The following is a 13,493-nucleotide window of genomic DNA, read 5'->3' as shown; positions in this document are numbered from 1 at the left end:
CGGCGCTACCTTGCCGCGCCTGCGGCCGGCGCTACCTTGCCGCGCCTGCGGCCGGCGCTACCTTGCCGCGCCTGCGGCCGGCGCTACCTTGCCGCGCCTGCGGCCGGCGCTACCTTGCCGCGCCTGCGGCCGGCGCTACCTTGCCGCGCCTGCGGCCCACACTACCTTGCCGCGCCTGCGGCCCACACTACCTTGCCGCGCCTGCGGCCCACACTACCTTGCCGCGCCTGCGGCCCACACTACCTTGCCGCGCCTGCGGCCCACACTACCTTGCCGCGCCTGCGGCCCACACTACCTTGCCGCGCCTGCGGCGCGAGGCGCCTGGGCCACCGGTGACGATCCCCCGCCCGCACGAACCACCCGCGTCCGGTCGCCACGGGCTATGACGACGCGGTCGCCTGCCTGCAGCCGCTCCTCGTTCGTCTGGGCGATCTGGACATCGGCGCCGTCATCCTCGCGCACCGTGAATTCCACTGCCTGGGCTAGCCCGGGGTCCTGGTGCGACCCGTTTCCCGCTCCCTCGCCACGCACGGCCAGGGGGCGGGTGCCGATGATCGTGCCGTAGGAGGCCCCGGCAATCCGCGTCACGGCGGGTGTGCCGGCAGCCACCGGGGTGCTCTCCGGCGCACAGGCCGCGAGGACGGCCGCCAGGGCGAGGAGCGCCGCACCGCCGGCATAGAGGATCGGGGGGGCGGGCAGACGGGCGGGCATCGGCTTCTCCGGACAGGCGGGTCGTGGGGGCGCAGATTGGGCGTCTTTTCGCCGGCGACCAGCCCTGCTCAACATTCCGCTATCGCGCTGCGGCGCGGCTTCCCTGCGGCGACGCCGCCACACCGCCACAAAGTCTCCTTGCCGAGGCCGCAAGCATCCGTTAGCCCTGGCGGTGCGACAGTTGATCGCAGCCGGCGGAAGTATTCGGCAACGCGTGGGGACGCGTTGCCGGGAATTCCGTGCCGGCCGGGCGACCGGCCGGGCAGAGACAGGGGGTTGAGGGGGATGATCCTGATCGCTCGGGGCGCCAATGCGCCTGGACTGCGACGCGGTGCGCGGGCCTTGGCGGCGATGTCATTGATGGCGGCGCTGGCCGCCTGCGGCAGCCAGCCTGAGACTAGACCGACGACCGGTACGCGCATCTCCTCCTCCAACCGGCCGACGACCTATGATCCGCCCGGCCCCTCCTCCGACCCCTGGGGGCCCTATATCCGCGAGGCCTCGAACCGATTCGACGTGCCGGATCGCTGGATTCGCGAAGTGATGCGCCAGGAGAGCGGCGGGCGCATCGCCGCCACCTCCCGGGTCGGCGCCATGGGCCTGCTGCAGCTGATGCCGGGCACCTATGCCGAGCTGCGCAGCAAGCACGGGCTGGGGGATGACCCCTACCACCCGTGGGACAACATCATGGCCGGCACGGCCTATATCCGCGAGATGTACGACCTCTACGGCTCGCCGGGCTTCCTGGCGGCCTATAACGGCGGTCCGCGCCGGCTGGAGAACTATCTCTGGGCCGGCGGCAGCATGCCGGCGGAGACCCGGAACTACGTCGCCCGTATCGGGCCGCGCATCCAGGGCGCCCATCCGAGCCGCCGCGCGCCGGACGAGGTCTATGCCGCGGCCGATATCGGCCTCAACCCGACGCCCCGTCGCACGGGCGACACCGCCACCATGCTGGCGCTGCGCGAGCAGCGGCGCGCGACCGATCCCGGCATCCAGGTGGCGCGGCTGGCTCCTGGCCCTGTCATCCGCATGGAGCCGATCCCGGATGGCTCTACCTATGCATCGGGCTATTCGTCCAGCCCGTCGCCCGCCGCGGCCCCGGTGCAGACGCAGCTCGCCTCGCTCGGCCCGAACGTGATCCGGATGGAGCCAATTCCGGATGGCTCGACCTATGAGCAGGAGCCCGCTCCGGTGGTGGTGGCGCGGATGGATCCGATCCCCGATCCGCCGGCCGCGCCTGCCCCGGCCTCCGTGCCCTCGCGGTCGATGGCGGTGGCCTCGGCCGAGGCCCGGCCCTCCGCCGTTCCCTTCGAGCGGGCGACTCCGCCCTCCGAGCGGTCGGGCGGGCGTGGCTTCTCCATCCTGTCCTCTGCGCATGCCGGGACCCTGCCCACGCCGATGACGCGGCAGAATGGCCTGCCGCCGGGCGTGTTGCGCGCCGGTGTCTCCTCCGCCCCGGCCGCTTCCGGTGGCTGGGCGATCCAGGTGGGCGCCTTTGCCAGCGAAAATCTGGCGCGCGATGCCGCCGGCCAGGCGCGGAACGGGGCCGGCGGGAATGGCCGGGCCACGGTGATGGCGGTGGCGCAAGGCCGCAGCACGCTTTATCGCGCCCGCGTCACCGGCCTGTCGCGCGAAGGTGCGCAGAATGCCTGCGACCGCCTGCGCGGCCGCAACGCCTGCATGGTGATCTCGCCCGACGCCCAGAGCTGAACGGAAGAAGGCCGGACGCTTCCGCCCGGCCTTCACCCAATCCGAAGAAAAAGATGAGGAGCCGGGAGAATTTCTTCTCCCGGCCTTTTTCTTTTTCAGACGCCGAGGACCACGGCCCCGCCGAATTCGCGCTCCACGAATTCCTTCACCGAAGGATCCGCATAGCCTGAGGCGAGCTTCGCCGCCCATGGCGCATTGGCATCGGCGCGGCGCACCACCACGAGGCAGGTATAGGGGTTCGTCTTCGCCCCTTCGGCCGATTCAGCGAACAGGCTGTCGCGCCCCGGCTGGAGCCCAGCCGGCACCGCGTAATTGCCGGTGATGGCCGCCGCATCCACGTCATCCAGGGCGCGGGAGATGGCTGCGGCCTCCAGTTCCATGATGCGGATGCGCTTCGGGTTCTCCGCGATGTCGGCGATGCTGGAGCGGAAATCCGCACCAGGGCGCAGCTTGAACAGCCCAGCCTGGGCGAGGAGCACGAGCGCGCGGCCACCGTTCGTGGGGTCGTTCGGGATGGCGACGCGGGCGCCGTTCGGAAGGTCCGAGAGCTGCTTGTGCTTGCGGCTGAACACGGCCATCGCCGTCAGCACGGTCTTGCCCACCGGCACGAAGTCGTAGCCGCGCTGCTGCTTCTGCGCCTCGAGAAAGGGAGTGTGCTGGTAGACATTGGCGTCCAGCTCGCCGGCCTGGAGGGCGACGTTCGGCTGGATGAAGTCGCCGAACTCCGTGATGCGCACCATGAAGTTGTCGCGGGCGAGGGCGTCGCGCACGCGCTCCAGTACCTGGGCATGGACGCCGGAGGTGACGCCGACGCGCAGCGGACGGGCGGCGGTGCCAAAGGCTGCACCCTGGGCGGAGGCGCCGCGCGCGAGGATCAAACCGGGTGCCGCCAGAAGCGGCGCGGCGAGGAGGAGGGAACGGCGGAGCATGGCGGAATGATCTCCTGGGGTCTGGACCTGGGGAATCAAAAGGCGGGAACGACGGAGCCCTGGAAGGTCGTCTCGACGAACTTCTTCACTTCGTCGTTCTGGTAAGCGGCCAGGAGGCGGCGGACCCAGGGGGCGCCCTTGTCCTGCTCGCGCACGACGATGACGTTTGCATAAGGGCTGTCCTTGTCCTCGATGGCGATGGAATCGCGCACCGGGTTCAGCCCCGCATTGATGGCGTAGTTGGTGTTGATGGCGGCGAGGTCGACCTCCTCCAGCGCGCGCGGGAGCTGGGCGGCCTCCAGCTCGACGACACGGATGCGGCGTGGGTTGGCGGTGATGTCGGCGACCGTGGCGCTGTGGTCCGCGCCTTCCTTCAGGGAGAAGAGGCCGTTCTTGGCCAGCAACACCAGCGCGCGGCCGCCGTTGCTGGGGTCGTTCGGAATGGCGACCCTGGCGCCATTCGGCACCGCCTCCGCCGTCTTGTGGCGGCGGGAGTAGAGGCCCATCGGAAAGATCATGGTCTTGCCCACGGCCACCAGCGGCAGGCGGCGGTCGCGCACAGCGGCGTCGAGGAAGGGCTGGTGCTGGTAGGAGTTAGCATCGAGGTCGCCGGCGGCAAGGGCCGCATTCGGCTGGACGTAGTCGGTGAACTCCACGATGCGGAGCGTGAGCCCGTCACGGGCCGCGATCTCGCGCACTTTCTCCATGGCCTGCGCATGCGGCCCGGCGGTGACACCGATGCGGAGCGGGCGCTGCGCCGTTCCGATGTCCTGCGCGAAGGCGGCGGCGGGTGCGAGGGCGGTCAGGACCCCCAGGGTACGGCGAGTGATCATTGTTCTTCTTCCGTGTGTCAGCGCCGGCTGAAGCGCCGGACGAGCCAGTCGCCCAGGGATTGCAGGCCCTGGACGAAGAGGATGAGGATCAGGACGACAGTCGCCATCACCTCCGGCATGAAACGCTGGTAGCCGAAGCGGATGCCAAGATCGCCGAGACCGCCGCCGCCGATGGCGCCCGCCATGGCCGAATAGCCGACCAGGCCGACCAGGGTGACGGTGGTGGCCGCGATCAGCCCGGGCAGGGCCTCAGGCACCAGCACGCGGGCCATGATCTGGGTACGCGTGGCGCCCATGGCGCGGGCGGCTTCGATCACGCCGCGATCCACCTCGCGCAGCGCGTTCTCGAACAGCCGGACGATAAAGGCGGTGGCGGCCAGGGCCAGCGGCACCAGGGCGGCGGTGGTGCCGATGGAGGTGCCGGCGACCAGCCGCGTGAAGGGCACGATCGCCACCATGAGGATGATGAAGGGGGTGGAGCGGATCGCGTTCACCAGCAGCCCGATGGGCCGGTTGATCCAACCATTGGGCGAGAGCCCGTCAGGCCCGGTGGCGTGCAGCAGCAGGGCCAGCGGCAGTCCGGCCGCGATGGCGACGACGGCGCCGCCGAAGGTCATGAGGAGGGTCTGCCAGGCGGCCTCGATCATGAGGTCCGTCAGGGCGGGCGGAAGCCAGGGGATCATGCCGGGTCCTCCCCGATCTCGGAGACGTCGAGGCCGAGGCTGCGCATCCAGCCGATGGCCTCCGCGATGGCGGCGGGCGAACCATAGGCGGCCAGGGCCATGAGGCCGTAGGGCTCGTTGCCGATGGCGTCGATGCGGCCGGAGACGATGTTCAGGTCCAGTCCGAAGCGGCGCGAGGCCTCGCTGACCACGGCGCGGGTGCTGGATGGGCCGGCGAAAAGGACCTGCAGCAGGCGGCGCTCCTCCCCCGGATTGGGAGCTGGAAGCTGGGCGATGGTGCCGGGCGGCACGACATGACCGATCACCTCGGAGACGAAGCGGCGCGTCGTGGGATGGGCAGGTCGGGTGAAGACGTCGAAGACGCGACCCTGCTCGATGACCTTGCCGGCCTCCATCACCGCCACCCGGTCGCAGATGGCCTTCACCACGGCCATCTCATGCGTGATCAGCAGGACGGTGAGGTCCAGCCGGTCGCGGATGGAGCGGATGAGGCTGAGAATCTCCTCCGTCGTCTCGGGATCGAGGGCGCTGGTCGCCTCGTCGCAGAGCAGGACGCGGGGGCGGGAGGCGAGGGCGCGGGCGATGCCGACCCGCTGCTTCTGCCCGCCCGAAAGCTGGGCCGGGTAGTGATCCCGCCGATCCTCCAGCCCGACCAGGGGCAGCAGCTCGGCCACCCGCGCGTCGCGTTCGGCGCGGGGAATGCCGGCAATCTGCAGCGGGAAGGCGATGTTATCGGCCACGGTTCGGGCGGAGAGCAGGTTGAAGTGCTGGAAGACCATGCCGATGCCGCGGCGAGCCTGGCGCAGCGCGGCCTCCTCCAGCCGCGTCATCTCCTTGCCCAGCACCGTCACCTTGCCGGAATCGGGACGCTCCAGCAGGTTCACGCAACGGAGCAGCGTGGATTTGCCGGCGCCCGAGCGACCGACGATGCCGAAGATCTCGCCCGGCGCCACATCCAGGGAGACGCCGTCGAGCGCGCGCAACGGCGTGCCGCGGCCGCGGAACTCGCGGACCAGGTCATTCAGTGAAATAGCCGGTGGGGTGCCGGAAGGGTCGGACATGGGCGAAACCCGGAGGGAGTGAGGGGCCGTCAGGCCCGGGGGGTCTGCCACGGATGGGCGGGGCACGAAATCCAACATGCCGCGACGCCGTCCTGCGTGCCGGGCCGGGCTGGAGCGGTTCGCCCTTCGCGATGTCGCCGCGCGGAAGGCACCGGCTTTTCCCTTGTGTCAAATGTGATTTATGAATTGCACTTAATATGATCGTGCAAGAATGTCAAGGTGGGGCCGGGTTGCGGACGGATCGAGCGGGACGCACCATGCCGGGCATGGATATCTATCGCTTCGACGCGCTGGTGGTCGGTGCCGGCATCGGCGGCGCGACCGCCGCAGCGCATCTCGCCCCCACGCGGCGCACTGCGCTCCTCGAGGCCGAGGAAAGCGCCGGCTACCACACCACGGGCCGTTCGGCGGCCATCTGGATCCTCAATTACGGCACGGCGGATGCGCAGCTGCTGACCGCCGCGTCGGGCGACTTCTTTCGCAACCCGCCGCCCGGCTTTGCGGAGGTGCCGCTGATGTCGCCGCGGCCGGTGGTGCATCTCGCGCGCGCCGATCAGGTGCCGGTGCTGGAAGCCATGATGGCGGCGGGCAATGGGATCGAGGCGATCACGCCAGAGGCGGTGCGGGAGATGGCCCCGGCCCTGCGCCCCGGCTATGCTGTGGCCGCCGGAATCGAGCGCCATGCCTTCGACATGGATGTGGCCGCCCTGCATGCCGGTTTCCTGAAGCAGGTCCGGGCGCATGGCGGGGTGCTGGCCCTGCGGCAGCGGGCTGGGCGCATCTGGCGGGGATCCGGGCTGTGGCACGCCGAGACGAGCGACGGCTCCGTCTTCGCCGCCCCGGTCCTGGTGAATGCTGCCGGCGCCTGGGGTGACGAGGTGGCACAGCTGGCCGGCGTGGCGCCGCTCGGGCTGCAGCCGAAGCGCCGAACAGCGCTGATCGTCGATCCGGCACCCTATGACGTGTCGTCCTGGCCGCTACTCGATGACGTGGAGCACCAGTGGTATGCGCGGCCGGAGGCGCGGGCCAAGCTGATGGTCTCCCCGGCCGACGAGACCGATAGCGACCCCTGCGATGCTCAGCCGGACGAGCTGGACGTGGCCATCGCCGTGGACCGCTTCCAGCGCGCGTTGGATATCGAGGTGCGGCGCGTCGAGCACCGCTGGGCCGGCCTTCGCACCTTCACCCCGGATCGCAGCCTGGCCATCGGGCCTTCCGGCACGCCCGGATTCTTCTGGAACTGCGGCCAGGGCGGCTATGGCATCCAGACCGCGCCGGCCGCCGGGCGGCTGCTGTCCATGCTGGTGAACGAGGACGATCCCGAGGGCCTGCGCGACATCGTGCCGATGGTCGATCCGCGCCGCTTCGCCAAGGAAAACGCATGAATTCGCTCCCGACCCCTGACGATGTGCGCGCCGCCGCCGTGCGGCTGGCGGGGCGCGTCGTGCGTACCCCGATGCTGCGCCATCCGGTGCTTGATGCGGCCGTCGGCGGCACGGTGCTGGTGAAGCCGGAGCCGCTGCAGCGCACCGGCTCCTTCAAGTTCCGGGGCGCCACCAATGCCGTGCTGCGGCTGGCGGAGGAGAAGCGCGGCGGCGGGGTGGTGACGCATTCCTCGGGCAATCACGGGCAGGCCCTGGCCTGCGCGGCAGCCTCCGAGGGGGTGAAGGCCCTTATCGCCATGCCGAAGGACGCGCCTTCCATCAAGGTGGAGAGCACGCGCCGATGGGGCGCCGAGATCACCTTTTTCGACCGGTTGAACACCGATCGGGAGGCGCTGGCGAACCGGCTGGCGGAGGAGCGCGGTGCCACTCTCATCCCGCCCTTCGACCACCCGGACGTGATCGCCGGGCAGGGCACGGCGGCGCTGGAGTTGATCGAGGATGCGAAGGCCGCGGGGCTGCGGCTGGATGCGCTGGCGGTCTGCACGGGCGGCGGCGGGCTGGTCGCCGGCTGCGCCCTGGCGGTCGAAGGCGCCAGCCCGGGCACAGAGGTGATCGCCGTGGAGCCGGAGGGATGGGACGACACCGCGCGGTCCCTCGCCGCCGGAGAACGGCTCTCGGCGGATGGGAAGGGCTCGACCTTCTGCGATGCGCTGCTGTCGATCCGGCCTGGGGAGATCACCTTTGCCGTGAATCAGCCCCGCCTCGCAGGTGGGGTTGCGGTAACGCCGGATGAGGTGCTGACCGCCATGCGCTTCGCCTTCGACCACCTGAAGCTGGTGGTGGAGCCGGGCGGCGCGGTGGCGCTGGCGGCGGTGCTGGCCGGGCGCATTCCCGCCAAGGGCCGCACCCTGGGCGTGGTGATTAGCGGCGGAAACGTAGACCCGGCGGTCTTCTCGCGCGCCTTGGGCTGAGGCCGACCCGGCCGCGCGGAGCGCGGCCGGAAGCCCGGGTCAGGTGTAGCCCTTTGGCTCCCGCTCCATGGCGGCACCTTCCTGCGTGGTGGGGGTGCCCGAAGCAGCGGCACCGCCGGACGAGCCAGCGTCCTGTTGGGAAGCACCCTGCTCCGCCGGGCGGAAGTCGAAGCTGCCGCCTTCGCTCTGCCAGGTCTGCACCGTCAGCACCTTGGCACCGCCCTTGCTCTCATGCGGACCGTGCACCACGCCCTTTGCATGGGTGAGGAAGGCGCCGACCGGCAGGGTCTCGCCCGCCTCGATCAGATCGCCTTCCAGCAGGTAATGCATCTCGGCCCCGGCATCATGGTAATGTGCCGGGATCACACCGCCCGCCGGCAGGTGAACAATCGAGGTGACCACGCCCTTGTCCCGATCCTCGTTCAGGATCTGGATCCGGAAATCGCCGGTCGCGCCCGGGATCTCGAAGGGAACCGCCTCGCCCGCCTGGGCCATCCGCAAGCCGCTGTCCGACATTCCTGCCTCCGTTCGCTGAAGCGGAACGAACGTGGCCCCGAGGCGGGAAGTTGCCAGGGGGCTTCAGGCTGCCCGCAGGTGCTCGAGCAGGCGCGGCATCAGCTCCACCAGATTGCAGGGGCGGAAGCGGGCATCGAGCTGATGGACCAGGATGTCGTCCCAGGCATCCTTCACCGCCCCGGTGCTGCCCGGCAGGGCGAAGAGATAGGTGCCGCCCGAGACGCCGCCGATGGCGCGGGACTGAATCGTGGAGGTGCCAATCTTCTGATAACTCAACATGCGGAAGAGCTCGCCGAAGCCGGTGATCTCCTTCTCCAGCACGCGAGCAAAGGCCTCGGGCGTCACGTCGCGGCCGGTGATGCCGGTGCCGCCAGTGGTGATGACGCAATCCACCTGGGGATCGGCGATCCAGCGGCGAAGCCGGCCCTCGATCGCTTCCGCATCGTCCTTCTCGATGGCGCGGTCGGCCAGGCGGTGGCCGGCGGCCTCGATCCGGGTGGCGAGTGTGTCGCCGGAGCGGTCGGTGGCGAGGTCGCGCGTGTCGCTCACCGTCAGGATGGCAATGTTCACGGGCAGGAAGCTGCGGCTTTCGTCGATCGGCATGTCTGGACTCCTTGGTGCGGAATATAGTGCGCCGCGGGCCGCAGCCGCCCCCTTCGCGGCGCGTTCGGGCCATGGCAGGCTTCCGACCCTGCACGGAAGGTGAGGAATCGGATGCCCAGGCTGCTGAACATCCTCGGATTCGTGGCTTTCCTCGTCGGGGCCGTCGCGTTTGCTGTCGGAATCTACATCCTCCTCACCGGGGTGATCGGCTGGAATCCTTTCAGCCATGGCCGGCCGATGATCGCAGGAACCACCGCGATGGCCGCAATGCTGGGCTCCGGCCTGGGATTGCTGCTCGTTGGCGCCCTGCTGGGCCAGGCAGCGGCGCGGGCCGAGTGGCGCCGCGAGATGCAGGACACCGTCGCGCCCTGACATTCCGTAGGTTCAGGCGAATGGCCCGGCCGCTGGCCTTCACCACTCGCCGAAGAACACGCCGGAGCGCTTGTAGCTGTCGGTGCGCAGTTCCGCCTCGGCCCAGGTGAGGGTGGTGCGGCGTTTTAACCCGCTGAACCAGGCGAGAAGGCGGTCCCGCATCATCCGTCGGACCGTTGCCAGGGCCGGGTCGTCGCCCAGGTCCTGCAACTCGTCGGGATCGGCGGTAAGGTCGAACAGCATGGGTCGCAGCCCGCCGGTCCAATGAACGTATTTCCACTGGGCTGTGCGCACCATCCAGGCGTGGTGATGGCCGGTCGGCAGGCCGAGGCGGCGGCGGGCCCCACGGAAGGTCCAGTCCAGCTCGGAGAAGGCCGCATCGCGCCATTCGATCTCACGGCCGCGCGTGAGCGGCAGAAGGGAGCGTCCTTCGACCAGGTGCTCGGCCGGATCGAGGGCCATCGCGTCGAGCATCGTGGGAACCACGTCGATGGCCTCGACGAGCCGGTGGTCGACCGAGCCCCGCGTCGCATCCGCCTCGGCCGAGGGGTCGAAGAGGATGAAGGGCACGCGCTGGATGCAGTCGTGGAACAGCTCCTTCTCGCCGAGCCAATGATCGCCGAGATAGTCCCCATGGTCGGAGCAGAAGACGACGAGGGTGTCGCGCCAGCGTCCCAGCCGCTCCATCGTGTCCCAGACGCGGCCGAGATGGTGGTCGAGTTGGGCGATCAGGCCCTGATAGGCCGGACGCACCGTGGACACCGTCTCGTCGCGCGCGAAGTTCTCCGCCACCTCCTCCCGCTGGAACTCGCGCAGCACGGGATGGACGCCGGGGCCGCGTTCGGCCTCCCCGCGCACCACGGGCAGGCAGTCCTCCGGCCCGAACATGGCATGGTAGGGCGCGGGCGCGATGTAGGGCCAGTGCGGCTTCACATAGGAGAGGTGCAGCACCCAGGGCTCTTCCCCGCGCTCCTCCATGAAGCGGATCGCGACATCGGTGGTGTAGGCAGTTTCGCTGTGCTCCTCGCGCACCCGCGCGGGCAGGCGGGCGTTGCGCATCTTCCAGCCTGACCGGGGCCCCTCCGGGCCATCCACGGCGATGACGTAGTCGGTCCATGGATCCGGGCTGTCATAGCCCTTGCTCCGCAGCCAGTCGGCATAGGCGGAATCGGGTTCGCCGTGATGGCCGTCATGGCGGTCCACCAGGGTGAACCAGCCCTCGTCCAGCAGCGCCTTCAGATCATGCTGCCCGTCGAGACCGAGCCGCGCCATGCCGCGCGCATCGGGCAGCATATGCGTCTTGCCGGCGAGGGCCAGCCTGCGCCCCGCCTCCCGCAGGTGCCAGCCGAGCGTCACCTCACCCACCGAGAGCGGCACGCGGTTGTGGGTGGCGCCATGCGAGGAGACGTAGCGGCCAGTGTAGTAGGACATACGGGACGGACCGCAGATGCCGGACTGCACATAGGCCTGGGCGAAGCGCACGCCCCGCTCCGCCAGCCTGTCGAGATTGGGTGTGGGCAGATGCGGGTGGCCCGCGCAGGACATGTGGTCCCAGCGAAACTGGTCCGCCATCACGAACAGAACGTTCCGAGCGGTCACGTGGTCCCTTGCCTCCTCCGATCTTATGCGGCGACGGTAGGGCGTTACCCAGGCCGGCGGTAGACCGGCCAGCGGGGATGGGAGACCAGGGAAGCATGGCCATACTCACGCGCCGCATGGCGGGGCAGCTGGCGCTCGGTGCGACGGCGCCTGGCCTGGCTCTCGCCCAAGTGGAAGCGACGCGGATCGTGGCCGCCTTTCCGCCCGGGGCGGCGCTGGATGGCGTGGCGCGGCTGCTGGCGGATGGGGCGGCGCGCGGTGCCGGCGGGCGGTCGCGCGGAACGGTGGTGGTGGAGAACAGGGCGGGCGCCAATGGCAATATCGCCGCCGCCCTCGTGGCCCGCACGCCGGCCGATGGCCGGACGCTGTTGCTGGCGATCGACACCACCTTCAGCCTCAACCCGCATCTCTATGCGAATCAGGGCTTCGATCCGGCGCGGGACCTGGAGCCCGTGGCGATTGCGGGCACCTATCCGGTGGCGCTGCTGGTGCATCCATCGGCGGGGATCGCGGATCTGGGCGGATTCCTGCGCGCGGCACAGGCTCGTCCGCTGCTCTACGCCTCTGCCGGAAATGGCTCGCCGGGGCATCTCGCCATGGAGCATCTGCGCAGCACGCTCGGCCTGCCGCCGACCGCGCTGGAGCATGTCCCGTTCCGCGGCAATGCCGAGGCGATGACGGATCTGCTCGCGGGGCGCGTGGCGGCAGGCTTCATCGCTGTGTCCGGGGGCGCCGATTTCGTGCGCGATGGCCGGTTGCGGGCGATCGCCGTGTCCGGCCCGCGGAGGCTTGCGATGATGCCCGAGGCGCAGACGGTGGCCGAGGCCGGCCATCCCGGCTTCGATGTGCGCTTCGCCTATGTGCTGATGGCCCCACGCGGCGTGCCGGAGGCGGCGCGGCGCGACTGGGCCGGGCTCGTGACGGCCGTCTTCGCCGAGCCACAGGTGCGCGAGCGGCTGGCTACCTGGGCGGTGGAGCCGGAGGTTGGCGGCCCGGCCGAGGCCGGGGAATGGATTGCATCCGCCAGCCGCCGCTGGGGAAAGGTGGCGCGCGAGGCCGGGATGAGGGTCGGGTGACGCGGATGCCGCTCCCACCCGATAGGAGTCGGGTGGAAGCGGGGAAGGCGGCGGGACTCAGTCGGCCTTGATGCCGGCGGCGGCGATCAGGGGCTTCCAGCGGGCCAACTCATCCCGAACCAGGGCCGTGTAGCCTTTGCGATCCAGCGTGCCTGGCGTCACGCCGATACGCGCGAAGCGCTCCTTCACGAAGTCTGTCGCGAGGGCACCGCCGATCTCCGCCTGCCAGCGATCCGCCACGGCGTCCGGGATGCCGGCGGCAGCGGAGAAGCCGAACCAGCTCGTGGCCGTGGCGCCGGGATAACCAGCCTCGGCGAAGGTCGGCACATCGGGCAGGGTCGCGTCGCGCTCCGGTCCGCTCACGGCTAACGGACGCAGGCGGTTTGCCTGCAGATGCGGCAGGGCGATCGGCAGGCTCTCCATCAAACAGGGAATCTGGCCGCCCATCGTGTCCGTCAGCGCCGCTGCGGAGCCGCGATAGGGCACGTGCTCAAGCGTGACGCCGGCGTCGCGTGCCAGGAGCTGCCCGGTCAGGTGATTCAGCGTGCCATTGCCGCCCGAGCCGTAGGTCATGGGCTGCTTCCTGGCCAGTGCCACGAACTCCGCGAGGTTGCGGGCCGGCAGGTCGTTGTTCACCGCCAGCACACAGGAGAAGGTGCCCACCAGATGCAGGTGGGTGAAGTCGTTCTGCGCGTCATAGGGCACGTTGCGGTACAGGACCGGGCCGGTGCCATGGGACGCGCCGCTCGACATTATCACGACATGCGCGTCGCCGCGCGCCTTGGCGACGATATCGGCCCCCACCATCCCGCCGGCCCCCGGGCGGTTCTCGGGCACGATCGGTTGGCCCAGCTTATTGCCTATCTGCTCCGCCAGTACACGGGAGAGGGTGTCGGCCGCGCCGCCGGGCGGGAAGTTGATGATCCAGCGGATGGGGCGCACTGGCCAGGCCGGCTGGGCATGGACAGCCGGGGCTGCGAGGAGGGAGGCGCCGGCGCCGAGGATCAGGCGCCGGGTGAGGGGGTACGGGCGGGCCATTCT

At 70.1% G+C, this 13,493-nt stretch carries 14 protein-coding genes; 5 read left to right on the top strand and 9 right to left on the bottom strand.

All coding sequences use genetic code 11. The features are described from left to right. Positions 1 to 291: 291 nt before the first annotated feature. Complete coding sequence (locus GSE44_RS19985) at positions 292 to 711, bottom strand: hypothetical protein (protein ID WP_235924976.1); 420 nt, start codon at positions 709 to 711, stop codon at positions 292 to 294. Between the two features lie 285 nt (positions 712 to 996). Between GSE44_RS19985 and GSE44_RS19980 the strand changes: the two genes are divergently transcribed. Next, complete coding sequence (locus GSE44_RS19980; protein WP_159350595.1) at positions 997 to 2,424, top strand: lytic transglycosylase domain-containing protein; 1,428 nt, start codon at positions 997 to 999, stop codon at positions 2,422 to 2,424. Between the two features lie 95 nt (positions 2,425 to 2,519). Here the strand turns inward: GSE44_RS19980 and GSE44_RS19975 are convergent, their stop codons facing one another. The 4 genes from GSE44_RS19975 to GSE44_RS19960 are packed head-to-tail and all read right to left on the bottom strand — an operon-like array spanning position 2,520 to position 5,930. After that, positions 2,520 to 3,353: a MetQ/NlpA family ABC transporter substrate-binding protein gene (locus GSE44_RS19975; protein WP_159350594.1), complete on the bottom strand. Its 834-nt coding sequence runs from the start codon at positions 3,351 to 3,353 to the stop codon at positions 2,520 to 2,522. A 35-nt stretch (positions 3,354 to 3,388) separates the two neighbouring features. Continuing rightward, positions 3,389 to 4,186: a MetQ/NlpA family ABC transporter substrate-binding protein gene (locus GSE44_RS19970; RefSeq protein WP_159350593.1), complete on the bottom strand. Its 798-nt coding sequence runs from the start codon at positions 4,184 to 4,186 to the stop codon at positions 3,389 to 3,391. 17 nt (positions 4,187 to 4,203) lie between these two features. Then, positions 4,204 to 4,869 carry a methionine ABC transporter permease gene (locus tag GSE44_RS19965; RefSeq protein ID WP_159350592.1) on the bottom strand — a complete coding sequence of 222 codons (666 nt, stop codon included), beginning with the start codon at positions 4,867 to 4,869 and terminating at the stop codon, positions 4,204 to 4,206. Continuing rightward, the gene (locus GSE44_RS19960; RefSeq protein ID WP_159350591.1) at positions 4,866 to 5,930 is read right to left on the bottom strand and encodes a methionine ABC transporter ATP-binding protein; all 1,065 of its coding nucleotides are present in this window, start codon (positions 5,928 to 5,930) and stop codon (positions 4,866 to 4,868) included. The genes GSE44_RS19965 and GSE44_RS19960 overlap by 4 nt, the downstream gene beginning before the upstream one ends. A gap of 257 nt (positions 5,931 to 6,187) precedes the next feature. Here GSE44_RS19960 and GSE44_RS19955 point away from each other — a divergent pair, with 257 nt between their 5' ends. Both GSE44_RS19955 and GSE44_RS19950 read left to right on the top strand, forming a co-directional pair. Next, entirely contained in the window at positions 6,188 to 7,315 is a 1,128-nt protein-coding gene (locus GSE44_RS19955) for an NAD(P)/FAD-dependent oxidoreductase (protein WP_235924975.1), read from the top strand. Further along, the gene (locus GSE44_RS19950) at positions 7,312 to 8,286 is read left to right on the top strand and encodes a threonine ammonia-lyase (RefSeq protein ID WP_159350590.1); all 975 of its coding nucleotides are present in this window, start codon (positions 7,312 to 7,314) and stop codon (positions 8,284 to 8,286) included. The genes GSE44_RS19955 and GSE44_RS19950 overlap by 4 nt, the downstream gene beginning before the upstream one ends. A gap of 39 nt (positions 8,287 to 8,325) precedes the next feature. On the opposite strand, the gene GSE44_RS19945 is transcribed toward GSE44_RS19950, so the two are convergent. Both GSE44_RS19945 and moaB read right to left on the bottom strand, forming a co-directional pair. Further along, positions 8,326 to 8,802 (bottom strand): cupin domain-containing protein, encoded by a 477-nt coding sequence (locus GSE44_RS19945; protein ID WP_159350589.1) that lies wholly within the window; start codon positions 8,800 to 8,802, stop codon positions 8,326 to 8,328. Between the two features lie 63 nt (positions 8,803 to 8,865). Beyond that, positions 8,866 to 9,405, bottom strand: a complete 540-nt coding sequence (gene moaB / locus GSE44_RS19940; RefSeq protein WP_159350588.1) for a molybdenum cofactor biosynthesis protein B — start codon at positions 9,403 to 9,405, stop codon at positions 8,866 to 8,868. A 111-nt stretch (positions 9,406 to 9,516) separates the two neighbouring features. Between moaB and GSE44_RS19935 the strand changes: the two genes are divergently transcribed. Next, positions 9,517 to 9,777 carry a hypothetical protein gene (locus tag GSE44_RS19935; RefSeq protein ID WP_159350587.1) on the top strand — a complete coding sequence of 87 codons (261 nt, stop codon included), beginning with the start codon at positions 9,517 to 9,519 and terminating at the stop codon, positions 9,775 to 9,777. Positions 9,778 to 9,816: 39 nt separating this feature from the next. Here the strand turns inward: GSE44_RS19935 and GSE44_RS19930 are convergent, their stop codons facing one another. Then, positions 9,817 to 11,376: a sulfatase-like hydrolase/transferase gene (locus GSE44_RS19930; RefSeq protein ID WP_159350586.1), complete on the bottom strand. Its 1,560-nt coding sequence runs from the start codon at positions 11,374 to 11,376 to the stop codon at positions 9,817 to 9,819. A gap of 95 nt (positions 11,377 to 11,471) precedes the next feature. Between GSE44_RS19930 and GSE44_RS19925 the strand changes: the two genes are divergently transcribed. Beyond that, positions 11,472 to 12,452: a Bug family tripartite tricarboxylate transporter substrate binding protein gene (locus GSE44_RS19925; RefSeq protein WP_159350585.1), complete on the top strand. Its 981-nt coding sequence runs from the start codon at positions 11,472 to 11,474 to the stop codon at positions 12,450 to 12,452. Between the two features lie 57 nt (positions 12,453 to 12,509). On the opposite strand, the gene GSE44_RS19920 is transcribed toward GSE44_RS19925, so the two are convergent. Beyond that, positions 12,510 to 13,490: a Bug family tripartite tricarboxylate transporter substrate binding protein gene (locus tag GSE44_RS19920; protein WP_159350584.1), complete on the bottom strand. Its 981-nt coding sequence runs from the start codon at positions 13,488 to 13,490 to the stop codon at positions 12,510 to 12,512. Positions 13,491 to 13,493: the final 3 nt, after the last annotated feature.

Origin of the sequence: Muricoccus harenae (genome assembly GCF_009848505.1) — a bacterium.
GTDB lineage: Bacteria > Pseudomonadota > Alphaproteobacteria > Acetobacterales > Acetobacteraceae > Roseomonas > Roseomonas harenae.
This window is presented reverse-complemented; position numbering and strand designations above follow the sequence as displayed.